Origin of the sequence: Desulfovibrio piger, assembly GCF_012843875.1 — a bacterium.
Lineage (GTDB): Bacteria > Desulfobacterota > Desulfovibrionia > Desulfovibrionales > Desulfovibrionaceae > Desulfovibrio.
The window spans coordinates 21,268-43,817 of sequence record NZ_JABAFY010000014.1 but is presented as its reverse complement, the minus strand read 5'-3'; the positions used below and the strand labels follow the sequence as shown (position 1 = coordinate 43,817).

The following is a 22,550-nucleotide window of genomic DNA, read 5'->3' as shown; positions in this document are numbered from 1 at the left end:
CGGTCATGCCGGACGACACGCCATAACTTGTATGCTGAAAATCCTGATGCGGAAGCTACGGGAGGCGACAGGACAGGCTCATGCCTTCAGCCGCGCTCCCGGCCTTTCCTTCCAGATATAGGAACGCCACGGGCACCTGTCCATGCCGTCATCATCGAAAGAGCATAAAACACTGCCCCGCTGCACATTCCAGGCCCGCTTGCAGCAGCCCTCCCCGCTCCCTGGCCGTCGCCGTCACAGAAGCCTTTCCTCACCAAAGACAAGGAAGTCCGTTCCACACCTGCCCTGTCACGGACATCCCGGCATGAGGACATAGAGAATAAAGCGACTCGCCAAAGTCCCTCTGACATCTCCCAGCCCCCCATGGCCATCCCGCGATGTCCCTGCCCCGCAGACAAAGACGGGGACCCATCATACCGGCCGGAACAAAGTTTTTTCGGGGTTGGAGGGGGTACGGGGGAGGAAGGGGCAGTTTTTACCAAAAAACGCCCCTTCCTCCCCCGTCAAAACATTCCGCTCTCCCCTGCCTAAGCTTCCGGCAGCGCATGCTCCAGCCCGGCGCCCGCAATGGCGCGCCGCACGGCGTCCATGTCCACCACAGCCTTGTGGTCGTAGATGCGGTAGGCAGCCCGGCGCGCCGCCGGGGTGAAGGAAGGCATGAGCACGTTGCCGCCCGCAGCAAGGCCCTGCCGCTGACCGTCTTCGGGACGCAGGCTGGCCAGCGCCGTGGTGGCGGGCAGGTTGGCCCAGGGCAGGGCCAGACGCAGCACGGCCATGACCCGCAGGCACAGCTCCGTGGAGCCGCGCGGCTGCCGCCCCAGGGGCGTGTCGGCCTGGGGCACGAAGGGCCCGGCCCCGCACATGGCCACGCGCATGTCCCGCACCAGCAGGATGTCGTCCACCAGACTTTCGGGGCGCTGGCCGGGCACACCGACCATGAAGCCGGAGCCCACCTCATAGCCCAGCTCCGCCAGCCAGGAGAGGGCCCGCAGCCGGTCGGTCAGACGATAGCCGGGATGCAGGGCGGCATAGAGACGGGCATCGGCGGTCTCGTGCTTGAGCAGGAAGCGGTCGGCCCCGGCCTCCCGCCACAGGGCGTACCATTCGCGCGGCTGCTCGCCCACGCTCAGGGTCACGGGCAGGCCGAAGCGCTCCTTGAGGCCGCGCACCACCTGCGCCAGCCAGAGAGGGTTGCGGGCCATCTCGCCCGATTGCAGCACCAGCGTGTCCACCCCGGCGGCCACGGCCTGCGACGCGGCCCGCAGCAGCTCCGCCGCCGACAGGCTGTAGCGGGACAGACGCCTGTTCTCGTGGCGCAGGCCGCAATAGCGGCAGTTGCGGCGGCAGACATTGGAAAATTCCAGCAGGCCGCGCACATGCACATGCCGCCCCTTGTGCCGCAGGCGACACTGGTGCGCCAGGGCCTGCAACTCCGGCCAGGGCAGGTCGAAAAGCAGCTCGCGCACTTCGGCCCGGGAAAGGGAGGGGACGGACGCGGGGGCCGCGGAAGAACAGACGGCCTCGCGGCTGGCCGTCGCGGGGGAAGACGGTGCGGATTCCGGCATGGCGGGATCTCCTGGAAAGACTGGCGGGGCAGGAAGGGCCCTGCCCGGCGGGATGGAGGAAGGAAAAAGGCGGCAAGCGCCACGGGGAAAGCCCGGGGCCGCTCCCGGCAGACAGGAGCAGCCCCGGAAAAGGCTGTTGGCCTAGAAGCGGAAGTCCCGCTGCCCGGCCTCGATGGCGTCCAGGCACCGGATGGTGCGGGCGCGCACCTTGTCGCTGGGGATCTTGTCCAGTTCCTTCCGGATCATGTCCAGGCCCACGGCCCGGGTGGCGGGCGAGGCGTAGTCCTGCAGATATTCCTTGAGGGTCAGCAGGGCATTGGGATGACAGCAGTTGAGGATCTGGCGGCTCTTGCACAGGCTCATGAAGCGGTCGCCGGTGCGGCCCTCGCGGTAACAGGCCGTGCAGAAGCTGGGGATGTGGCCCTGATCCATGAGCCAGCGGACCACCTCGTCCAGGGTGCGGCGGTCGCTGACATCGAACTGGGCGGAGTTCTCGTCCTCGGGCTCGGGCTCGCAATAGCCGCCCACGCTGGTGCGGGAGGCACCGCTGATCTGCGAGACGCCCAGGGGCAGCACCTTTTCGCGCACGGCCTGGCTCTCGCGGGTGGAGATGATCATGCCGGTATAGGGCACGGCCACGCGGATACAGGCACAGATGCGGGCAAAGGTCTCGTCGTCGATGCCGTTGTCGAAAACGTCGGGATCGATGTCGTCGGCCTTCTTGATGCGCGGCACGCTGATGGTGTGCGGGCCCACGCCGTGCACGGCCTCCAGATGCTCGGCATGCATGAGCAGGGCCGCAAATTCGTAACGATAGCCTTCCAGACCGAAGAGCACGCCCAGACCCACGTCGTCGATGCCGCCCTGCATGGCGCGGTCCATGGCTTCGGTATGCCAGGCATAATCATGCTTGGGGCCCGCGGGGTGGAGCTTTTCGTAGCTCTGCTTGTGGTAGGTCTCCTGGAACAGGATGTAGGTGCCGATGCCCGCATCCTTGAGCATCCGGTATTCTTCCACGGTGGTGGCCGCGATGTTCACGTTGACGCGGCGGATGGCCCCGTTCTTGTGGCGGATGCCGTAGATGGTGCGGATGCAGTCGAGGATGTAGCCGATGGGGTTCATGGTGGGGTGCTCGCCCGCTTCCAGGGCCAGACGCTTATGGCCCATGTCCTGCAGGGCGATGACCTCGCGGGCCACTTCCTCCTGGGTCAGCTTTTTGCGGATGATGTGCTTGTTGCGGGCGTGGTAGGGGCAGTAGACGCAGCTGTTGACGCAGTAATTGGACAGGTACAGCGGCGCGAACATGACGATGCGGTTGCCGTAGAACTCGTGCTTGATGCGGTTGGCCAGCCGGTACAGGGCCTCTACCCTGTCCGGCAGCTCACAGGCCAGCAGGACGGAGGCTTCCCGGTGGCTCAGGCCTTTGCAGAGCGCGGCTTTGGCAAGGATGCTGTCGATGAGCCCGGCATCGCGGGCGTGTTCCGCCGCCCAGGCAAGGGTCTCCTGCACCTCTTCGTGATCTATGAATTCTTCGGCATGCAGGGAATGGGGATCATACATGGCAAACCTCTCTGGCGTGCGCCGTTTTCGGACAGGACACAGGGCTCGACAGAGAGGAACGGAAACCGTCCCAGGGTCAGGTGGCCCCCTTTCCGCAGACGGCAGGATGGCTAGAATTTCTGTTCGTAAGGATAGGGAGAAGCGGCGAACATCTCTACATCACGGGGATTGGGGAACGTCCCCGCCTCCACCAGACGGCGATACCCGGCGGACTGGTCTGCCCAGCGGGTATGCAGCAGTTTTTCGGAAAGCGGGCCCAGCGGCCGCTTCAGATAGGCGGCATACAGTTCCCTAACCTGGGCGTTGTCCTGCGAGGCCCGCACGGGAAAGGCGGCATCCGCGCCGTAGACACCGTGGATGCGGTCCAGCATGTAGTCCCTGATGTCCCGGAACCTGGCCACAGCCACACCGGCCATGCGCAGGCTGATCATGGCACCGCCCGCGACCACGCAGGCCGCACGCAAGAAACCGCGACGGGTCAGATGCATCATCTTCATGGTGTATCCTCCTAAACTTCCGCGCGGTCAAGGCGTTGCCGCAGCGAGGCATACAGGCTGGTGGCCCGACGCCGGGCCTGCTCCAGCAACGTGGGCATGATAGGCTGCCCGCCGCCGCAGACGCAACCTCCAGGACAGGCCATGAATTCGATGAAGTGATACGGAGACCTGCCCGCGCGCACCTCGTCACACACTTTTTTGAAACGCTTGGCCCCGTGGACCACAGCCACACGCAGCTCCGTGCCTTTGATGGTCAGCGTGGCTTCCTTGAGGCCGTCCAGACCGCGCACGGTCTTGAAATCCCAGCTTTGGGGCTTGCTGCCCGTGATGGCTTCATAGGCGTAGCGCAGGGCGGCCTCCATGACACCGCCGCTGACGCCGAAGATGGTGGCCCCGCCCGACGATTCGCCCATCAGGCTGTCGCGGCCGCCATCGGGCAGCGAGGCAAAGTCGATACCGGCTTTCTTGATGAGCCAGGCCAGCTCACGGGTCGTGATGGTGGCGTCGATGTCGCGCCGGCCGCTGGCCGCCAGCTCAGGCCGCAAGCCTTCGTATTTTTTTGCGATGCAGGGCATGATGGAGACGGTGTAGACCGTGTCGGGGTCATAGCCCATACGCTCCGCGCCGTAGGTCTTGGCCAGGGCCCCGTTCATACCGATGGGCGACTTGCAGGACGAAAAGTGCGGCAGCAGGTCGGGATAAAAGGTCTCGGCATATTTCTGCCAGCCCGGGCAGCAGGACGTGAACTGGGGCAGGTCGCGGCGCGCGGCCAGACGCTCCACGAATTCCGAGGCTTCCTCCCATATGGTCACGTCCGCGGCGAATTCCGTATCCCAGCAATGGGCGAAGCCCAGAGCCTTGAGTGCGGAGAGCATCCTGCCCGTGCTGACCGAGCCCACCGGCAGGCCGAAGCAGTCGCCCAGGGCGTAACGCACGGCAGGCGCGGGCATGGCGATGCAGCGGACGTCCCTGCTGGCAAGTCTGGCTTCCAGCTCGGGGACCCAACTCTGTTCCTCATAGATGGCCAGCTCCGGACAATGGGTCAGGCACTGGCCGCAGTTGATGCAGGCTTCGGGATGCGGGATGGCGTGCTCCCGCCCCACCTCGCCAAAGATGGCCCCTGTGGGGCAGTACTCCTGGCAGGTATCACAGCCGACGCAACGTTCGGCATCGATCTGCACGAACGGCAGGGTACCGGGATGCGGCCCCGGCTGCGGCACATGCGGCACATAGCCGATATGCTCCATCTCGATGCGCTTCATGAATCCTCCTTGGGGGAAAGCTCCTGCCCGGCGGCAGTAAGCAGGACGCTGCGTACTTTCACACCGGGAATGTTCCCCAGTTTTCCGGTCATCGCCCCGAGGGCATCCGTACTGCCGTCCACCAGCAGGGCGATGATGCTCAGGCCCCGCTCACGGTACGGCACGCCCATGCGCCCCACCACCAGATCGGCATACTGGCTGATGACGTTGTTGACGGAAGTCGCCCGGGCCTGCCTGTCGTGGATGGCGAGGGCCACCACACCTATCCGTTTTTCCTGACTGACCATGTCGTATCCGTGTCCCCAGGACGGTGACGCGCGGCGGTACGGCCCGGCGCCCGGTGCGCCGGTCATGGCCGGCTTGCGGCCCGCCCCTGCGGGCCCGCCGCGCGATATATGGCTGTGCATGCTCCCCTGACTGTGCCGGATGCCGGGGCCCTGAAAGCAATCAGGGGATACCGGTGGCAAGTCGGCATCCCCTGAACGGTCTCCCCGACTGCCAAGAAGAGGAAGACAGGAGGCGCATGCAATCGTGTTATTTTTTATAAAAACGTGTTACAAACCTTGTAGCCTCCCCCTTGCCCTGTGTCAAGGGAGGCAGAAAAAAAGCCGGGAAGATGATCATGGATCATCCTCCCGGCACAGAGCGTCGTCATCTGCCTGCCGCCGGTCCGGACGGGCGTCCCGTCAGCGACGGCAGGTCACGGGCAACGGGGACCTGGCCCCCGGTTACACCTTGCCCTTGGTGGCAAAGTTCTCCACGGCCTTGGCGCCCTTGGCGGCGGGCATCACCACACCGGCGCCGCCCACGCAGCCGCCCACGCAGGTCATGACTTCCACCAGGTTGCCGGGGCAGCCGCCCTTGACGAAGGACTGCAGCTTCTTGAGGCCCTGGGGAGAAAGGCCGTTGATGGCCACGGGACGCACCTCGAAGCGGTCGCCCACCCGCTTTTCCACAGCGGCGGACACGCCGCCCGCGATGGCATAGCCGCGCGCCTCGTTGCTGGGGCGCTCCAGCCCGTGCTCTTCGCACTCTTCCACCACGATGCCGCGGGCATTGAACAGGGCGCCCACTTCTTCGAAGGTGAGCACGTAGTCCACCATCTCGTCGTGCAGGCCTTCCTGGCGCTTGGCCACGCAGGGGCCGATGAAGACCGTCACGGTGTCGGAATGGCGCTCGCGGGCAATCTCGGCCGTATAATGCATGGGCGTGGCGGTCTCGGACACATGGGGCAGGAGCTCGGGCGCGTGGCGGCGCACGGCTTCCACATAGGCCGGGCAGCAGGAGGTGGTCATGAAGGTGTCGCCGCGTTCCATGCGTTCCACGAATTCCGCGGCCTCACGCTGCGAGGTGACGTCGGCGCCCAGGGCCACTTCCATGACGTCGCTAAAGCCCAGACGGCGCAGGGCCGTGACGATGCGGGCCGGGCCGCCGGGGAACTGGCCCACGATGGCCGGGGCCATGAGGGCCGTCACATGGCGGCCGCTGGCCAGGGCACGGAGCACGGGCAGCACTTCGCTGCGCTCCATGACCGCACCGAAGGGGCAGGCGCGCATGCAGCGGCCGCAGCTGGTGCACTTTTCAAAGTCGATCTCGGCGCGGCCCTTGTTGCCCTTGTGGATGGCGCGCACCGGACAGGCCGCCTCACAGGGGACATTGAGGCGCACGATGGCATGGTAGGGGCAGGCGTCCATGCACATGCCGCAGTTGCGGCACTTTTCGGGGTCGATGGTGGAGCGGCCGCGCGAGAAAGAGATGGCCCCAAAGCGGCAGCTGCCGATACAGGAACGCGCCACGCAGCCCTGGCAGGCGTCGGTCACATAGTAACGGGCACGCATGCAGCCCTGGCAGGCGATGTCACAGACCGTCAGGATGGGCCAGTTGGGCTCCTTGCGCTCCAGGGCCTCTTCGGCATAGGTGCGCAGGGGGATGGAGTCGTCCGTCTCGTCTTCGAGGCGGAAGCCCATGGCGGCACGCAGGCGTTCGCGCAGGATGGCGCGGTCCTTGTAGATGCAGCAGCGGCTCATGATCTCGCTGCCGCGCGGGCGCATCAGCAGGGGGATGCGGTCCACGTCTTCCGGCAGGGTCCCGGCCCAGAACGAAAGGGCCAGACGTTCGATGACGCCGAGGCGCAGCGAACTCAACATGTTGTCAGTCTTGGTAGCGGGCATGGTCTCTCCTTGCGGTGGAACGTCCGATAGGATGTTCGTCCGAAGACAGGCAAATGGCGATGGCCGGGACATCCGGCACCAGGGACAGGCGCCTCGAACAGGCGCGACAGGACAGGAGCGGCTCCCCGGACGCACGGGGCCGGGAGGCTGGCCGCCGCGCACGGGAAGAAGGATGCACGGCAGGGTGCCGTCCCGGGATGACTGTTTAATTAAACAAACAAGATTTGCAATAATAGCGAATATTTTCACATATTACAAGAAGGAGCCCAACGCCCCTCGAGCCGGGAAAAATGCCCGCATCCGCCGCTAGCGGCGACCGGGGACGGGCTTGCGGCTGCGCATGAGCGGTTTGCCCAGGTGCATGTCCTGGGCGATGGCTTCCACCTCGCGGGCACGGTCGTCCGTACCGCGCATGACCACCATCACCAGATAGAGCTTGCCGCTGCGCTCCATGCGGGTGCGCAGGCCGCGCCCTTCCAGACGCTGGCGCAAATCGTCCACGATGCCGGGATCGCGGAAGGCCCCCAGCTGGAAGACGAAATCATATATGTCGGTGGGCGTTGGCGGCGGCGCCTTTTCCCCCGCGGGCACGGCAGGCTGCATGCCCGGAGGCATGGGCGGATAGGCGGGGGCCCCTGCCGCTGCAGGTTTGGGGGCCTGGGCAGCCGGCAACGGCGGCGAAACAGGCTCCAGACGCGCGCCGGGCTCGGCACGCAGGGCACGGGAAAAACGCAGCTCCGAGGCCGCCAGCACCGAGGCTTCGACCAGGGCATCCTCTGTGTTCCCGGCATCAGCGGCCGTCTGGGCTTCGCCCACGGCGGCGCTCTCTTCCTTTTCCCCATCCGTGGCGGCCGCCGCGGCCAGGGCCGCACGGGATTCCTCAAGGCTGCTGGCCCACTGGGCACGGCCTGTCATCACACCGCCAAGATACGCCAGCACGAGGGCCGCCAAAAAAAGCACGCTGGCCGTCACCAGGACCGGCAGGGTCACTTTCAGCCCTGCGGCGGGCGTCTGCTGGGAAGTATCCTGCGCACGGCGGGACGAAGACATGGCGGCTCCTTGGAAAACGGCGTGTTGGGAAAAAGGCGGACAGTCCCGCCCGACTGATTCCTATACCAGCCGGGACGGGCAGCGTAAAGGCCCCTCCTCTCCCGCTCCTCCGCCCTTCCGCCTGTAATGCCTTGCGGCCCCGGCGGGCCTTTGCTACACCTACAGCATGCCGCACGCTGCTGTGCGGTCCGATCCTGCCAACTACGGCCGACGTGCCGTCCCAGCCCTTCGGGACTGCAACCTGACGAGGTCCGACATGTTCCATCCCTGCCGTCTGCTTGTTTTTCTGACCCTTGTGTTCGTCTCCCTGCTCGCGTCCTCCCCGGCCTTCGCGACCAGGGACACCCCGGAAGACGAAAAAAGCCTGACCATCCGCAACGAAAGCGCCGAAGAGCTGCTGAGCATCCGCTTCACTGTGGGCAACCAGGCCAACTATGCCCGTCTCGACCTCCTGCCCGGCGGTGAAGACCAGCTGCTCAATCCCGGCGGCACCGCCGACCTGCGCATGGATATGGGCCTGTATCTGTGGGACTTCAACAAGGTCCGCCTGGCCAGCGTCCAGAGCCTGACCCTGTGCGGCGAACACCATCCCTGCCTGCTGGTCCGCGGCCTTGACGGCAAGATCAGCCACGTCAACGGCACGGAAAAATCCCTGCTGCCCGCAGAAGATGCCCGGCCCGTCTGCGCCCTGAGCAAATTCCGGCCCGGCATGCTGATGAAGGACGCCTGCGCCCTGCTGGAAAAGGACCCCCTGCGCGATGACGGCGGCGCCGTGCTGACCAGCCTGGGCTTTGCCGACATGGTCTGGGCCGCCCGCCTGACGCCCTACACCCCCGGCGATGACAATGTGGAAGCCTTCCCGGTCAAGGCCGGCGGCGAGGTGCTGGAGCATGTGGAACTGCGCCAGAAGCTCAGCGACCAGCGCCTGGACGCCCTGCTGGCCAGCCTTTACAACATGGGCTACCGCCCCTGGCAGGCCGAGCTGCCGGGCCTGGACATGAATTTCACCGAGATGCCCGTGGCTGACCAGAAGCGCCAGATGGAGATCCTGCACATGGCTCTGGGCATGCTCATGAACGCCCCGCGCGGTGACGCCTGCATCATGATGGCCCCCGGCGACATGCTGCCCGACCTCATCAGCGATACCCCCCGCAAGGACGTACAGCTGTTCACCATCACCGTGCGCCGTCCCACCGCCACCCTCATCGTGGACATGACCGCGTACAGCGCCTCGTTCTAGCAGATACGGACGAACCTGCCCAAAGGGCCTCCGCTCCCATCCGGGAAGGAGGCCTTTTTTGCGCCATCGTGCAGGGCGGACAGGTCCCCCAACCAGACGACATGCCGCGAGGGCAGCCTTCCATCGTGCTGCCACGGTGAACAGCGACCGGACGAACGGCCCGTACGCCCCTCCTTCCCCGCGGCCCGCCGGAAAAACAAAACGCCCCCTTTGCAGGGGGCGTTTGCATTCCAAAGATGCGGGCCAGGCTTACAGCTTGCCGGCGCGCATGTCGCGCAGCCACTGGTACCAGCCTTCCAGGCCGGAACCGTCACGGCAGGAGACCTCGAACACGGCCAGTTCCTTGTTGAGGCGGGTGGCGAAATCCCGCGCCCGTTCGCGGTCGAAGTCCACATAGGGCAGCAGGTCCACCTTGTTCAGCACCATGGCCTTGGCCAGGTTGAACAGCAGGGGATACTTTTCGGGCTTGTCGTCGCCTTCGGTCACGCTCAGCAGGGCCACCTTGGCGTCTTCGCCGCAGTCGAATTCCACGGGGCAGACCAGGTTGCCCACGTTCTCGATGAACAGGATGTCCACGCCGTCCAGATCCAGGCTCTCCATGGCCGTCATGATCATGTTGCTGTCCAGGTGGCAGCCGCCGTCGGTGTTGATCTGCACGGCCTGGGCGCCCGTGGCCGCCACGCGGCGGGCATCGTTGTCGGTCTGCAGGTCGCCTTCGATGACGGCCATGCGGAACTCGCCGGCCAGGTCATGCAGGGTGCGTTCCAGCAGGGTCGTCTTGCCGGCGCCCGGCGACGAGATCAGGTTCAGGGCCAGGATCTTGCGCTCACGCAGCTTCTCGCGCACGCTGGCCGCGATCTTCTCATTGGCTTCCAGAACGTTGCGCACCACAGGAATTTGCATCGTTTCCTCCCGGAACTCCGGCCCTTTTCCTCAGGGCCCGCCTGGCGGCAGCATGGCCGCAGGCCGTCGGTTTATGAATCCTGGCCCCCGCTGACGGAGGCTTCCAGATGACAGATCTGCAGCTCCTTGCCCTGTACCACCGTGTGGCCTGCCAGGGCGCCGCACGCCGGACACGGCTGCCAGAGGGCTTCCTGCCCCTCGCCGCCGAAGGTCTGCCCGCAGGTGGAGCAGCGCAACAACAGGGGGATGGTCACCAGTTCGAGCCGGGCGGCCGCATGCGGCCCGCCCTGCACCAGGGCCTCGAAGCAGAATTGCAGCGAGTCCGGCACCACGCCGGCCAGGGCGCCGCATTCCACACGGATGAGGTCGAGCCGGTCACAGCCCTGTTTGGCGATCTCTTCCAGAGCTATGTCCAGGATGCTTTGTGCGATGGACATTTCGTGCATAGTGCGCCGATGCTAGCGCAAAGCCCCCGGCGCGTAAAGGGATTTGGCAAATCTTGCCATTCGGCACAAATCATGTAGAGTTTAGCCGTGCCTGCATATGGGGCCTCATGGCATGCCCCGGCCCGGAAGGCCTTTTGCCCCGCCGCCGTGACACGCGCATCATGAACCGCCACGCGCGATCTTCCGCCGGGCACTTTCCGGCGGACATCCGGCCCAAAGGCACAGGAGCCTACTGGCATGAACAAGATCTTTCTCTGGATAGTCCTCGCGGTCATCATCCTTGGCCTGCTGCTCATCCTGCTCAACACGCGCATGGGGCAGTCCGGCGACGCCCCGGTCCCGGCCGACAACAGCGTCTCCGCCCCTGTGAAGCCCGCGCCGCCCGTTGCCCAGCCCTCCCTGCCCGTGACGCCCGGCACGCCTGCCGATGGTGAAAAGCTGGCCGCTGCCGGGGTCAAGCCTTCTCCCGCTGCCGTGGAGCGCGGCTTTGCCTTCGAGACAGGAGAGGAAACGCCCGCCACGGCGGAAAGCCCTGCCCCCGCAAGTCCGGGCACGACCCCGCTCACCGCTGCCGCCCATGACGAAAAAGCCCCGGCGGCCGCTCCTGCGGCTCCCGCCGCCCCGGCGGAAGTGAAGAAGGCGGAAAAGCCCGCTCCCAAGCCCCAGCCCGCGCCCCGCAAGGCGGCCCCCGCGCCCAAGAACCAGACCATCACCAACTTCGTGGTCTTCGTGCGTGACGGCGGCGCCACCATCCGCCTGGACGCCTCGTCCCCCATCCGCTTCAAGCATCTGGAGCTGACCAGCCCCTCCCGCGTGGTGGTGGATCTGCACGGCACCTGGAAGCTCAGCGAACCCGGTGTGCCCAAGGGCGAGATGGTCAAGGACGTGCGCCTGGGCAAGAAGGGCAGCGACACCCGCATCGTCATCGACCTGCACGCCAAGGCCAAGACGCGCTACATCCTGACCAAGGGCAAGAAGCGCCTGGACATCCGTCTGGACAAGACCAAGTAACTTCTCGCAGCATAGCGATAAAAAACGGCAAAAAACGGCAGGACCTTCCGGAGATCCTGCCGTTTTTCATAACTGAAAAAGGGAGGCTTTCGCCTCCCCTTCTTTTATTCCTTTTCCATTTCCCTGCCGCGTTCGTCAGCGGCCAGCACCGCATCCACCAGCAGGCCGGAAAGTCCCGCCCTGTCGAGGACATTGACCCCGGCGATGGTCAGGCCGCCGGGCGAGCATACCTGGTCGCGCAATTCCATGAGCGGCGTGTCGCTGCGGGCCGCCATGACGGCCGAACCTTCGAACAGGGCCGCCACCATATCGCGGCATTCCTTGCGGCCCAGGCCCAGGGTGACACCGGCCTGCACCAGTCCCTGCATCATGCCGAACACATAGGCAGGCCCGGCGCCGATGAGGGCCGAGAAGGCCGTGAAGCGGGACTCCGGCAGCTCCAGACAAACGCCCAGCTGGCTGAAGAAGCGCAGGATGTCTTCCTTGCTCTCCGCCGGGACCTTGTCGTCGAAGCACAGGGCGAACACGCCCTTGCCCACCAGCGCGGGCGTATTGGGCATGCAGCGCACCACGGGGCAGCGTCCGGCCACGGCCGCCTGCAAACGTGCGATGCTGATGCCCGCCGCCACGGAGATCACCACCGTGTCGGGCCCGAACTCGGGCGCCATCTCGGCCAGCAGGGCCTCGATCTGGTAGGGTTTGACGGCCATGACCACATAGCGGGCCTTGCGGGCCAGCTCGCGGGCCGAATCCAGACGGGTGACGCCCGCCGCTTCCAGAGGCGCCATGCGTGCCGCCGTGCGCGTATGGCCATACAGGGTGCAGTCCAAGGAAGAAGCGGCAAGACCGGCCAGAATGGCCCCGCCCATGTTGCCGCAACCCACACAACCGATGCTCATGCTCATGTTCGTTCTCCATCACCGCCACAGGCGGCTGTCAGCCGGGAAGCGCTCCAGACGCTCCCGGAAAGATCACTCCGGCTTGCCGAACTGTCCGGCCCGCAGCTGGGCCAGATGCCAGACGTAGCGCCGCAGGGGCACCACGGCCACGCCCTCGCGGTTCTCCCAGCGCTCCAGAGCCCGCAGGGTCGAGGCGTGCGGATGCCCGATGGCGATGGCGATGCCCTGCTTGCGGGCCAGGCGGGCGGCCTTGTCCAGCGCGGCCAGCACCTTGTCCGTGCCCTGGGGATCGTCCAGAAAAACATGGCGGCTGGCCGTGACGATGCCCTGGCGAACCATGCTGGTCTCCAGCTGGCTGTTGCCGCGGGTGACGCTGTCCAGCACGAACAGGCCGCGCCCGTAGGCCAGACCGGCCAGCATGCGGCAGGCATCGCGCCGTCCGGTGAACCCGGAACCCATATGGTTGTTGAAACCCAGGGCCGTGGGCACCTGCGCCAGCGCCTTGTCCAGAGCGTGTTCCATGGCATAGGCGTCCATGTCCGTCTCCAGCGCTCCGGGGCCCGGATTGGGCGCGGTACCGTTCTTGCGGGGCATGGCCTCCATGGGCATGTGCAGCAGGACGTCCAGCCCCATGTCCCGGGCCACCTGCTGCACCGGACGGCGGGCAGCGGCATGGGGCCACAGGGCCAGGGCCACGGGGAACGGCAGGCTGGCCAGCTGCTCCGCGGGCTCCAGCTTCTGGCCCATGTCGTCGATCACCAGCACCAGAGCAGGTTCGGGCATGGGCCGGGAAAGCGTGGCCAGCATGGTCTCCCAGCCGGGGAAATGCAGGACGAGGCAGGTGCGGCCGTTCACATCGGCTTCCAGCACCCCGTCGTCCGTCCAGCGCAGTTGCGGCATGGGGACGTCATCGGCCAGCAGGCGCTCGCCGTCAGGGCCGGTACGCAGGGCCTCCTGGCACAGACACTCCTGCAGGGCCAGGGCCAGACGCAGGGGAGCGCCGTCCCCTTCCACACGGTAATGCCGGGCCTCCTGTTCCGAAAAGCCGGGCATGGTCAGCAGACGGCAGCCGGGCATGACCCGGGACAGGGTCTGGCGCATCAGATCGTCCAGACGGTCCCGGTGCCGCAACCAGTCACCGGTGGCCAGCACGGGCTGCCCGTCCTCGGCCACCAGCACGGCGCCTCCCTCCCGGGAGGCCAGCCACAGGGACAGGCCCAGACACAGGCAGAACCACAGTAAACCGCCCACCAGCAGGCGGGTCGACGCACACGGCCCCCCGGAGAGGCCGTCGTGATCGTCGCCGCTCGGGGGGCCGGGATGTAAGAAAGGCAAGCGCACAGGTTCCCTCCGCGCCGGACGCAGACCTAGCGCCGGATCTCCTGGATGCGGGGCAGGCCCTTGACCAGCTGCAGGGCCATGCGCAGCTGGTTGTCGCGGGCCAGCTGTTCCGCGGCATCGTCACGCTTCTTGCTGCTCGTGGCCTTCTTGCCGCCATCGGCGTTCTCCAGATGGCCGCTCAGGTTCTGCTCGCGCAGCAGGATGCGGGGCTCGTCGGCATCTTCTTCACGCGGGCGCTCGAAGGGGATCTCCAGGTCGGGCACGATGCCCTCGGCCTGGATGGAGCTGCCGCTGGGCGTATAGTACAGGGCCACGGTCAGCTTGAGGGCCGAGCCGTCGGACAGGGGGATGATGTTCTGCACCGAGCCCTTGCCGAAGGAGCGTTCGCCGATGATCAGGGCGCGCTTCTGGTCGCGCAGGGCACCGGCCACGATCTCGGAGGCCGAGGCCGAACCGGCGTTGATGATCACCACCACGGGCACGTCGATGTCCCCGGCCTGGTCCTTGGCCTCATAGATGCGCTCCGGCACGGGGCCGCGGCCCTGGATGGACACGATGGTGCCCTTGCTCAGGAACATGTCGGAAACGCTCACGGCCTGGTCCAGCAGACCGCCGGGATTGTTGCGCAGGTCGAGCACGATGCCCTTGAGGCCGCCGGTCTTGGCGCATTCGCGGGTGGCCTTCTTGAGGGCGTCGCGCAGGTCCTCGTCGGTGCGGCCGGAGAAACGGGTGAGGCGGATCCAGTAGTAGCCGTCTTCCAGCGGCTTGGACTTCACGCTGACCAGCGGGATGGCCTCACGCTTGACCCGGATGGTCTTGGGCGACTTGGAGGTGCTGTGCAGGATGCCCAGCTCCACTTCCGTGCCCTTGGGGCCGCGGATGCGCGAGACCACGTCCTGCAGGCTCAGTTCCTGCGTGGGCTGGCCGTTGATGGTCAGGATGACGTCCCCGGACTGCAGGCCGGCACGATAGGCGGGCGTGTCCTCGATGGGGGTCACCACGGTCACCTGGCCGTTCTCCACCGTGATCTCGATGCCGATGCCGGTGAACTCGCCTGAGGTGGTCTCCTGCATCTCCTTGTGTTCTTCAGGCGTCATGAAGGTGGAGTGCGGATCCAGGCCCTGCAGCATGCCCTTGAGGGCACCGTCCAGCAGTTCACCCTGGTTCACGTCCTTCACATAATAACGGTTCACCAGATCCAGCACCTGGCTGAAGCGGCGCAGGGCTTCGAAATCTTCCTCGACCTTGTCTTTGTCGGCCTTGGCGGCAGCGGTGGCTCCCAGCGGGCAGCAGAGGGCCAGCACGCAAAGGAAAACGGTCAAACGGAAAAGAGCTCGCATGGATTGCCTCCCGAAAAGATCATACGGACGCAGGGGCTCCTGCCGGAACCGGCGGGGCAGGCACGCAGCCTTGCCGGGCCGCCTGCGGAGCGGCCATAGTTACCTTTTTCAGGTCAAAAAGCAATGACGGCCGGGGCCGCGGCCAGCCCCGGAGGAGGAAGGCCGCCGTACCGGCATGACGGCGGCCGGGGACCACGGCAACCCGGCAGGTACGCCATGGACAGGGGCGGCCCGCAGATGCATGCCGAAAAAAGTACCGCCCCCCGCTCCCGGCCCCGCAGGCTGGCGCAAAAAAAAGGGGCCGCCCGTTGCCGGGCAGCCCCTGGGATCGCAAAGGCGCAGGGCCTAGATGAAGAACAGCCAGGTCAGGATCAGGAACAGCGGGATCAGGATACCCACGGACCAGGCCATGTAACCGAAGAAGCTGGGCATGGCCACGCCCTGTTCTTCGGCGATGGAACGCACCATGAAGTTGGGGGCGTTGCCGATGTAGCTGTTGGCGCCCATGAACACGGCACCGGCGGAGATGGCGGCCAGGGTGGGCGCCATGTCGGTCATCAGGTGCACGGGGTCGCCGCCGGCGGTGTTGAAGAACACCAGGTAGGTGGGCGCGTTGTCCAGGAAGCTGGACAGGGCGCCGGTCAGCCAGAAGAACATGTAGTTCACGGGCTCGCCGTCATGGAAGACCATGTTGATGACACCGGCCAGGGCGCCGTCGGTACCGGCACGCAGGATGGCCAGGGCGGGGATCATGCTCAGGAAGATGCCCAGGAAGAGCTTGGCCACTTCTTCGATGGGGGCCCAGGAGAAGCCGTTGAGTTCACGGCACTGGCGGGTGGTGAACTTCCAGGACAGGCCGGCCAGGCAGAGCAGCAGGATGTCGCGCAGCAGGTTCTGGCCATCGATGCCCACGCCGTGGATGTTGATGGCTTCGCCGAGGTCGATCATGCCGGAAACCAGCACGCAGAGCACGATGCCCAGCAGGAAGAGCAGGTTGATGGAGCCGTCGAGGCCCAGCTTTTCTTCCACCTTGTTGGGATCATGCGGGGGCTGGGGGCGACCTTCACGGCCGTACAGGACGGTATCGAGCACGAAGTAGATGCCCAGCAGGGCCAGGGACATGAAGCAGGTCTTCACGAACAGGTTGGTGGTGGTCCAGAAGAAGCTCACGCCCTTCAGGTAGCCCAGGAACAGCGGCGGGTCGCCCAGGGGAGTCAGGGAGCCGCCGATGTTGGCCACCAGGAAGATGAAGAAGACCACGGAATGCACACGGTACTTGCGGTGGGCATTGGCGCGCAGCAGGGGGCGGATCAGCAGCATGGCGGCGCCGGTGGTGCCCATCCAGCTGGCCAGGATGGTGCCCACGGCCAGGATGCCGGTGTTGACCACGGGGGTGCCCACCAGCGAGCCCTTCAGGCGCACGCCGCCGGCCACGGTGAACAGGGCGAACAGCAGCACGATGAAGGGGATGTACTCCAGCAGGATGGCATGGAGGAATTCATAGAAGGCCACGTTGAAGCCGTAGACCACCAGACAGGGAATCAGGAAGGCAAGGCCCCAGAAGACGGAGATCTTGCCGAAGTGATGATGCCAGATATGCGGCAGGGCTAGCGGCATGATGGCGATGGACAGCAGCATGCATACGAAAGGAATGACCCAGACCGCGGACAGTTCCGCACCGGGGATGCTCGGATGCCCTTCGGAGGCCATGGCCAGCACGGGAAGCGCCAGCACGGTCAGCAGGGCAAGAGGCAGGGACCAGCGTTTCAACATGGAATTCTCCTCAAGTCAGTATAAAATATCACAAGAGAAAACATTGTGATACATTATGAAAACTTCTCAATTTTACGCCATTTCCACGTTTTTTGCAATGAAAATGCTCCCTCTTGGCGCAGGATGAACATTTCGCAAAATCCGGCTTACCTGACGGGGTCCGGGCCGTCCCCGGGCAGGGCCGCGGCCGGGCCGCTGTCGCTGCCGTAAAGGCTGCGGTATTCGTGCTGGAAGATGCACATGCGCGTGGCGTCGTGGTAGGCGCCGTTGGCGAAGAACTCGTGGATGAGCACGCCCTCGGCCTGGAAGCCCAGCTTGGAATAGACGTGGATGGCGCGCACGTTCTCGTTGTCCACCACGAGGTAGAGCTTGTAGAGGTTGAGCGCGTCGAAGGCGTAGGCCATGGCCAGCTTGGCCGCCGCCGTGGCAAAGCCGTGGTTCTGCCAGGCCGGGTCGATGATGATCTGGAACTCGGCCCGGCGGTGGATGTAGTCGATCTCCACCAGCTCCACCAGGCCCACGTTCTGGCCCTGATGGTCCACGATGAAGCGGCGCTCGCTCTGGTCATGGATGTGCTTGTTGTACAGGTCCTGCAGTTCCACGAAGGCCTCGTAGGGCTCTTCGAACCAGTAGCGCATGACGTTGGCGTTGTTGTCCAGGCCGTGCACGAATTTGAGGTCTTCCCGTTCCAGCGGCCGGATGCGGATGGCGGCCGATGCTTCCCTGCCAGTTTCCATGCTGAGACTCCCTGCCGCGCGCCGCAAGACCAAGGCTTGCGGGAACGGCGTTTTTCTGCCAGATTTCCGGCGAATTCCACCAACAACGAGGATGCTATGCCCAAGGACCCCACTCCCCGGCGCAGGGCGCGTCTGGGCTCGGTGCTTGCCCACCGTCAGCCCGACCTGACCCTTGTGCTTGCCAATATCCATGACCCGCACAATGTCTCGGCCATCTACCGTTCCTGTGACGCCTTCGGCGTGGACAAGGTGCACCTGTACTATACCGACACGCCCTTCCCCGTGCTGGGCCGCAAGACCTCGGCCTCGGCCCGCAAATGGGTGGAGAGCGTGCGCCACCGCGACCGTCAAGAGCTGGAGACCAGCCTGCGTGCCCAGAACATGCAGATCCTGGCCACCACCTTCACGCCCACGGCCAAGCCGCTGCGCACCTGGGACTTCACCCGTCCCACGGCCATCATCATGGGCAACGAACACAGCGGCGTCAACGAGGAACTCATCAGCATGGCCGACGGTGAGCTCTACATCCCCATGTACGGCATGATCCAGAGCTTCAACGTCTCGGTGGCCTCGGCCATCATCCTGTCCGAAGCCTGCCGCCAGCGCGAGGCCGCCGGCTTCTACGACAGCCCCCGCCTGGAGCCCGACGAGCTGGAACGCCGCCTGGCCCTGTGGCTGGAAAAATAGACTGTCCCGCAAGATGCGAAAAGGGGGCGCCCTGTCGGGTGCCCCCTTCGTCCATTATTCGATATCCAGCCCGTCGGCGGGCTCGCCGCTGCCCTCCGCATGCGGCCTGACCACCTTCTGGAAGCGGTGCCCGTCCCAGCGGTAGCCGATCTCGTTGGCCAGCGGCAGGTAGAGCATGCCGGTCTTGTTCCAGAACACGGGGTGCGCGCGCAGGCCCCCCATGCCCAGGCAGATGAGCACCGAGGGGTTCACATCGTCGGGCACGGGCTGGCCCTTGGCAAAAAATTCCTGGATGTCCGGCTCCTGCGGCACGTCCACGGGCACCGTGCGCCCCGAGGCGTCCACGCGCCACAGCTCCACCGTGCACAGCTCGGTGCCCAGCGTGCCGATGGCCGCCACGGCCGAACCGTCGTCAGCGTCCCGGAACAGACGCAGGGCCACACCGCTGTCGCGGAAGGGCAGCGCCCGGAACACGATCACGTCCCGGCTCTCGCCGGCCAATTCCCAGAACTCGCTCTGGCCTTTTTCCAGCAGCTGCTGTTTGTCCTCGTCCTCAAGGCCTTCGGCCGTATTTTCAAAAATGCTCGTGGGCAGGGCGCCGAACGCCTCGCGGGCGGTGAGCGCGCTCTCCTGCGCCAGGCCCGCGGACGGGCTCAGCAGCATGAGCATCAGCAGACAGAAAAAAACACGCATAACTCCCCCTTGCCGCGACACTGTCCCGGCTCGTCAAAAATTTTATACGGCCTTCCCCGTCCTTTGTCCATCGCTCCGGGCCGTTTTTCCCGGCGCTTATCAGGAATCCCTCTTGCCAAACAGCGTCGCCACGCTTACATAACAGCCCATGAACAATCCCTGCATCCATATCGAAAAAGCCCGGCAGCACAACCTCAAGGACATCAGCCTGGACATCCCCCGCGACGAGCTGGTGGTGGTCTGCGGGCCCTCCGGTTCCGGCAAGTCCACCCTGGCCTTCGATATCGTCTATGCCGAGGGCCAGCGCCGCTATGTGGAATCCCTTTCGGCCTATGCCCGGCAGTTCCTGCCCCAGATGGACAAGCCGGACGTGGAGAAGATCGAGGGCCTTTCCCCGGCCATCTCGCTGGAACAGCAGAGCACCTCGCGCAATCCCCGTTCCACCGTGGGCACGGTGACGGAGATCCACGACTTTTTGCGCGTCTTCTTCGCCCGTCTGGGCCGCATGTACTGTCCCTCCTGCGGCCGCCCCATCGAGGCCCGCTCCGCCGACGAGATCATCACCGACATCATGGCCCTGCCCCAGGGCAGCAAGTTCATGGTCATGGCGCCGCTGGTGGAACTGCAAAAAGGCACCCATCAGGACAAGTTCAAAAAGCTGCGCGCCGAAGGCTTCGCCCGCGTGCGTGTGGACGGCACCTTCCACACCCTGGACGACGTGCCCGCCCTGGACAAGAACAAGAAGCACAGCATCGACCTGGTGGTGGACCGCCTGGTCAACAAGGACGGCATCCGCGGCCGCCTGGCCGATTCCGTGGAGCTGGCCCTGCGCTACGGCGAAGGCCGCCTGACCGTCCACCTGCCCGACAGGCCCGAAGGGGAACGGGACATCATCCATTCCACCACCTCGGTCTGTCCGCACTGCCATATCTCCCTGCCCGCGCCCAGCCCGCAGCTCTTTTCCTTCAACAGCCCGCAGGGGGCCTGTCCCCGCTGCGTGGGCCTGGGCACCGTGGACTATTTCGAGCCCCGCCTCATCGCGCCCAACCGGGGCCTTTCCCTCAATACCGGGGCCCTGCTGCCCTGGGCCGAGAGCAAACACTTCCAGCGTTACGAGCCCGCCCTGCGCGCCCTGGGCGAGCGCCACGGCTTCACGCTCTCCACGCCGCTGGAGGACTTTTCCGACGCGGCCCTGGCCTGCCTGTTCTACGGCGAGGACGAAAAGGGCCGCCCCGCCGCGCACAGCAGCGGCCTGCGCCGCAACTGGATGGGCGGCAACGTGGCCATGGATGCCACGGGCGACTACCAGAGCGAACTTTTTGCCGGACGCGCCGCCGACGTGAAGGTCAGCGAGGAGCGCTGGCCCGGCGTCATCCCGCTGCTGGAAAAAGGCATGCAGTACGGCGAGGCCTGGCGCGAGATCCTGGCCCGCTTCCGCCAGTCCACGGACTGCCCGGACTGCCACGGCGCCCGTCTCAAGCCCGAGGCCCTGGCCGTGCGCGTGGACGACCTGAACATCGCCCAGTTCTGTTCCCTTTCCGTAGAACGGGCCCTGCAATGGCTGGAAGGACGGCACTTCGACGGCCGCCACGCCCTGGTGGCCGAGCCCCTGCTCAAGGAGCTGACCCACCGTCTGTCCTTCATGCGCAACGTGGGTCTGGAATATCTTTCCCTGGGCCGGGCCATGGCCACCCTTTCCGGCGGCGAGGCCCAGCGCATCCGTCTGGCCTCCCAGCTGGGCTCCGGTCTGGTGGGCGTGACCTATGTGCTGGACGAGCCTTCCATCGGCCTGCACCCGCGTGACAACGAACGCCTGCTGGGCACCCTGCGTTCCCTGCAGCAGCGCGGCAATACCGTGCTGGTGGTGGAGCACGACGAGGCCACCATCTGCGCGGCCGACACGGTCATCGAACTGGGGCCCGGTTCCGGCTCCCAGGGCGGCGAGATCATGTTCCAGGGCAGCGTGCCCCAACTGCTGCGCGCCGATACCCTCACGGCCCGCTATCTGCGCGGCGACGCCAGCATCAGCCTGCCCGACGAACGGCGCGAGCCCCAGGGCTGGCTGACCCTGCACAACGTGACCACCAACAACCTGCGCGGCATCGACTGCCGCTTCCCGCTGGGCGTGCTGACCTGTGTCACGGGCGTGTCCGGTTCGGGCAAGAGCTCGCTGGTGGTGGACACGTTGTACAAGCATCTGGCCATCAGCCTGGGCCAGCGCGTGGACCAGCCCGGCACCATCGCCGGCCTGAGCTACAGCGAGGGGGCCCGCCCCATCGAGCGCATCGTGGCCATCGACCAGACGCCCATCGGCCGCACGCCGCGTTCCAACCCGGCCACCTACACCAAGGTCTTCGACGAGATCCGCAACATCTTCGCCATGACCCCCGACGCCCGCAAGCGCGGTTACAAGCCCGGACGCTTCAGCTTCAACGTGCGCGGCGGCCGCTGCGAGGCCTGCGGCGGCGACGGCCAGATCCGGGTGGAGATGCATTTCTTGCCCGACGTCTACGTGACCTGCGATGTCTGCAAGGGCCGCCGCTACAACCACGAGACCCTGGAAGTGCGCTACAAGGGCCTGAACATCGCGGAAGTGCTGGATCTGCCCGTGCAGCAGGCCCGTACCTTCTTCGAGAACTATCCCGTGCTGGAGCGCCGTCTGGCCGTGCTTGAGGAGGTGGGCCTGGAGTACCTGCGTCTCGGCCAGCCCGCCACCACCCTTTCCGGCGGCGAGGCCCAGCGCATCAAGATCTCGCGCGAGCTGGGCAAGCGCTCCCTGCCGGGCACGCTCTACATCCTGGACGAGCCCACCACCGGCCTGCACATGCACGAGGTGGGCAAGCTCATCAAGGTGCTGCACGCTCTGGTGGACAAGGGCGCCAGCGTGGTGGTCATCGAGCACAACACGGACATGATCCTGGCCGCCGACCACGTGCTGGACATGGGCCCCGGCGGCGGCGAGAACGGCGGGCTCGTGGTCTCGCAGGGCACGCCCGAGGCCATCGTGGCCGACCCCGATTCCGTCACCGGCCGCTTCCTGATGCAGGAACGCCGCGACCGCCTCAAACGGCGCGGTTAGACGACTCCCGTTGATGTCGAAGGCTGCCCCCTGCGGGCAGCCTTTTTCGTCTTCCAGTCCTGCCGGATGCTGCGGGCCCCGGATGGGCCAGTGCGAGGAGGAAAAAGGATGCATGGAGGCCTTTCAAGAGGCTCTCCCTCTTTTATGGCCCTGCAAAAGATACGGACGATTTCCTTTTGCCTCGAGCGCAGTTTTTTTCAGAATGTCCCCTTCCGTTCCCCGCATCATTTCATCAGTCAATAAACATCAAAAACAAGCGTCGCCACTTTTCAGGACATCCTCCATCCCTTTTTCTC

General features: G+C 65.7%; 19 protein-coding genes. 4 read left to right on the top strand and 15 right to left on the bottom strand.

Translation table 11 applies throughout. The features are described 5' to 3' along the window. Positions 1-527 precede the first annotated feature (527 nt). The 7 genes from hydE to HF854_RS05420 all read right to left on the bottom strand — a co-directional run bounded on the left by hydE (position 528) and on the right by HF854_RS05420 (position 8,105). Positions 528-1,565, bottom strand: coding sequence for a [FeFe] hydrogenase H-cluster radical SAM maturase HydE (hydE, locus tag HF854_RS05450; RefSeq protein ID WP_168935383.1), 1,038 nt, complete (start codon positions 1,563-1,565; stop codon positions 528-530). A gap of 141 nt (positions 1,566-1,706) precedes the next feature. After that, complete coding sequence (hydG, locus tag HF854_RS05445; RefSeq protein ID WP_168935382.1) at positions 1,707-3,125, bottom strand: [FeFe] hydrogenase H-cluster radical SAM maturase HydG; 1,419 nt, start codon at positions 3,123-3,125, stop codon at positions 1,707-1,709. Between the two features lie 110 nt (positions 3,126-3,235). Continuing rightward, positions 3,236-3,622 (bottom strand): iron hydrogenase small subunit, encoded by a 387-nt coding sequence (locus HF854_RS05440; RefSeq protein WP_168935381.1) that lies wholly within the window; start codon positions 3,620-3,622, stop codon positions 3,236-3,238. An 11-nt stretch (positions 3,623-3,633) separates the two neighbouring features. Then, on the bottom strand, positions 3,634-4,884 hold the full coding sequence (locus HF854_RS05435) for a [FeFe] hydrogenase, group A (RefSeq protein WP_168935380.1): 1,251 nt from the start codon (positions 4,882-4,884) through the stop codon (positions 3,634-3,636). After that, positions 4,881-5,291 (bottom strand): TM1266 family iron-only hydrogenase system putative regulator, encoded by a 411-nt coding sequence (locus tag HF854_RS05430; RefSeq protein ID WP_240937669.1) that lies wholly within the window; start codon positions 5,289-5,291, stop codon positions 4,881-4,883. Before HF854_RS05430 ends, HF854_RS05435 begins: the two co-directional genes overlap by 4 nt. A 321-nt stretch (positions 5,292-5,612) precedes the next feature. Next, positions 5,613-7,055, bottom strand: a complete 1,443-nt coding sequence (locus tag HF854_RS05425; protein WP_168935379.1) for a 4Fe-4S dicluster domain-containing protein — start codon at positions 7,053-7,055, stop codon at positions 5,613-5,615. Positions 7,056-7,361: 306 nt separating this feature from the next. Next, positions 7,362-8,105 (bottom strand): SPOR domain-containing protein, encoded by a 744-nt coding sequence (locus tag HF854_RS05420; RefSeq protein ID WP_240937668.1) that lies wholly within the window; start codon positions 8,103-8,105, stop codon positions 7,362-7,364. Positions 8,106-8,361: 256 nt separating this feature from the next. Between HF854_RS05420 and HF854_RS05415 the strand changes: the two genes are divergently transcribed. Then, positions 8,362-9,345 (top strand): peptidoglycan glycosyltransferase, encoded by a 984-nt coding sequence (locus tag HF854_RS05415; protein ID WP_168935378.1) that lies wholly within the window; start codon positions 8,362-8,364, stop codon positions 9,343-9,345. A 249-nt stretch (positions 9,346-9,594) separates the two neighbouring features. Here HF854_RS05415 and hypB read toward each other — a convergent pair whose 3' ends face one another. Both hypB and HF854_RS05405 read right to left on the bottom strand, forming a co-directional pair. Next, positions 9,595-10,248, bottom strand: coding sequence for a hydrogenase nickel incorporation protein HypB (gene hypB / locus HF854_RS05410; RefSeq protein WP_168935377.1), 654 nt, complete (start codon positions 10,246-10,248; stop codon positions 9,595-9,597). Between the two features lie 71 nt (positions 10,249-10,319). Further along, positions 10,320-10,685, bottom strand: a complete 366-nt coding sequence (locus HF854_RS05405) for a hydrogenase maturation nickel metallochaperone HypA (protein ID WP_346765647.1) — start codon at positions 10,683-10,685, stop codon at positions 10,320-10,322. A 246-nt stretch (positions 10,686-10,931) separates the two neighbouring features. Between HF854_RS05405 and HF854_RS05400 the strand changes: the two genes are divergently transcribed. Next, entirely contained in the window at positions 10,932-11,705 is a 774-nt protein-coding gene (locus tag HF854_RS05400; protein ID WP_168935375.1) for an AMIN domain-containing protein, read from the top strand. A gap of 104 nt (positions 11,706-11,809) precedes the next feature. On the opposite strand, the gene proC is transcribed toward HF854_RS05400, so the two are convergent. The 5 genes from proC to speG all read right to left on the bottom strand — a co-directional run bounded on the left by proC (position 11,810) and on the right by speG (position 17,795). Further along, positions 11,810-12,610: a pyrroline-5-carboxylate reductase gene (proC, locus tag HF854_RS05395; protein ID WP_168935374.1), complete on the bottom strand. Its 801-nt coding sequence runs from the start codon at positions 12,608-12,610 to the stop codon at positions 11,810-11,812. Positions 12,611-12,676: 66 nt separating this feature from the next. Continuing rightward, positions 12,677-13,945 (bottom strand): divergent polysaccharide deacetylase family protein, encoded by a 1,269-nt coding sequence (locus HF854_RS05390; RefSeq protein WP_346765646.1) that lies wholly within the window; start codon positions 13,943-13,945, stop codon positions 12,677-12,679. Between the two features lie 26 nt (positions 13,946-13,971). Then, positions 13,972-15,285, bottom strand: a complete 1,314-nt coding sequence (locus tag HF854_RS05385) for a S41 family peptidase (protein ID WP_168935373.1) — start codon at positions 15,283-15,285, stop codon at positions 13,972-13,974. Positions 15,286-15,630: 345 nt separating this feature from the next. Next, entirely contained in the window at positions 15,631-17,058 is a 1,428-nt protein-coding gene (locus HF854_RS05380) for a sodium:proton antiporter (protein ID WP_168935372.1), read from the bottom strand. 146 nt (positions 17,059-17,204) lie between these two features. Beyond that, positions 17,205-17,795: a spermidine N1-acetyltransferase gene (speG, locus tag HF854_RS05375; RefSeq protein WP_168935371.1), complete on the bottom strand. Its 591-nt coding sequence runs from the start codon at positions 17,793-17,795 to the stop codon at positions 17,205-17,207. A 96-nt stretch (positions 17,796-17,891) separates the two neighbouring features. Here speG and HF854_RS05370 point away from each other — a divergent pair, with 96 nt between their 5' ends. Next, a complete protein-coding gene (locus HF854_RS05370; protein ID WP_168935370.1) occupies positions 17,892-18,482 on the top strand; it encodes a TrmH family RNA methyltransferase in 591 nt (196 codons plus the stop codon). 54 nt (positions 18,483-18,536) lie between these two features. Here HF854_RS05370 and HF854_RS05365 read toward each other — a convergent pair whose 3' ends face one another. After that, the gene (locus HF854_RS05365; protein ID WP_168935369.1) at positions 18,537-19,175 is read right to left on the bottom strand and encodes a hypothetical protein; all 639 of its coding nucleotides are present in this window, start codon (positions 19,173-19,175) and stop codon (positions 18,537-18,539) included. Positions 19,176-19,323: 148 nt separating this feature from the next. On the opposite strand from HF854_RS05365, the gene uvrA reads away from it, so the two are divergent. Next, positions 19,324-22,254, top strand: a complete 2,931-nt coding sequence (gene uvrA / locus HF854_RS05360) for an excinuclease ABC subunit UvrA (RefSeq protein ID WP_168935368.1) — start codon at positions 19,324-19,326, stop codon at positions 22,252-22,254. Positions 22,255-22,550: the final 296 nt, after the last annotated feature.

What these genes read in the sequence shown, in the direction of transcription:
- hydE (WP_168935383.1), bottom strand. Translation starts at nt 1,565, where the DNA reads ATGCCGGAATCCGCACCGTCTTCCCCCGCGACGGCCAGCCGCGAGGCC.
- hydG (WP_168935382.1), bottom strand. Translation starts at nt 3,125, where the DNA reads ATGTATGATCCCCATTCCCTGCATGCCGAAGAATTCATAGATCACGAA.
- HF854_RS05440 (WP_168935381.1), bottom strand. Translation starts at nt 3,622, where the DNA reads ATGAAGATGATGCATCTGACCCGTCGCGGTTTCTTGCGTGCGGCCTGC.
- HF854_RS05435 (WP_168935380.1), bottom strand. Translation starts at nt 4,884, where the DNA reads ATGAAGCGCATCGAGATGGAGCATATCGGCTATGTGCCGCATGTGCCG.
- HF854_RS05430 (WP_240937669.1), bottom strand. Translation starts at nt 5,291, where the DNA reads ATGCACAGCCATATATCGCGCGGCGGGCCCGCAGGGGCGGGCCGCAAG.
- HF854_RS05425 (WP_168935379.1), bottom strand. Translation starts at nt 7,055, where the DNA reads ATGCCCGCTACCAAGACTGACAACATGTTGAGTTCGCTGCGCCTCGGC.
- HF854_RS05420 (WP_240937668.1), bottom strand. Translation starts at nt 8,105, where the DNA reads ATGTCTTCGTCCCGCCGTGCGCAGGATACTTCCCAGCAGACGCCCGCC.
- HF854_RS05415 (WP_168935378.1), top strand. Translation starts at nt 8,362, where the DNA reads ATGTTCCATCCCTGCCGTCTGCTTGTTTTTCTGACCCTTGTGTTCGTC.
- hypB (WP_168935377.1), bottom strand. Translation starts at nt 10,248, where the DNA reads ATGCAAATTCCTGTGGTGCGCAACGTTCTGGAAGCCAATGAGAAGATC.
- HF854_RS05405 (WP_346765647.1), bottom strand. Translation starts at nt 10,685, where the DNA reads ATGTCCATCGCACAAAGCATCCTGGACATAGCTCTGGAAGAGATCGCC.
- HF854_RS05400 (WP_168935375.1), top strand. Translation starts at nt 10,932, where the DNA reads ATGAACAAGATCTTTCTCTGGATAGTCCTCGCGGTCATCATCCTTGGC.
- proC (WP_168935374.1), bottom strand. Translation starts at nt 12,610, where the DNA reads ATGAGCATGAGCATCGGTTGTGTGGGTTGCGGCAACATGGGCGGGGCC.
- HF854_RS05385 (WP_168935373.1), bottom strand. Translation starts at nt 15,285, where the DNA reads ATGCGAGCTCTTTTCCGTTTGACCGTTTTCCTTTGCGTGCTGGCCCTC.
- HF854_RS05380 (WP_168935372.1), bottom strand. Translation starts at nt 17,058, where the DNA reads ATGTTGAAACGCTGGTCCCTGCCTCTTGCCCTGCTGACCGTGCTGGCG.
- speG (WP_168935371.1), bottom strand. Translation starts at nt 17,795, where the DNA reads ATGGAAACTGGCAGGGAAGCATCGGCCGCCATCCGCATCCGGCCGCTG.
- HF854_RS05370 (WP_168935370.1), top strand. Translation starts at nt 17,892, where the DNA reads ATGCCCAAGGACCCCACTCCCCGGCGCAGGGCGCGTCTGGGCTCGGTG.
- HF854_RS05365 (WP_168935369.1), bottom strand. Translation starts at nt 19,175, where the DNA reads ATGCGTGTTTTTTTCTGTCTGCTGATGCTCATGCTGCTGAGCCCGTCC.
- uvrA (WP_168935368.1), top strand. Translation starts at nt 19,324, where the DNA reads ATGAACAATCCCTGCATCCATATCGAAAAAGCCCGGCAGCACAACCTC.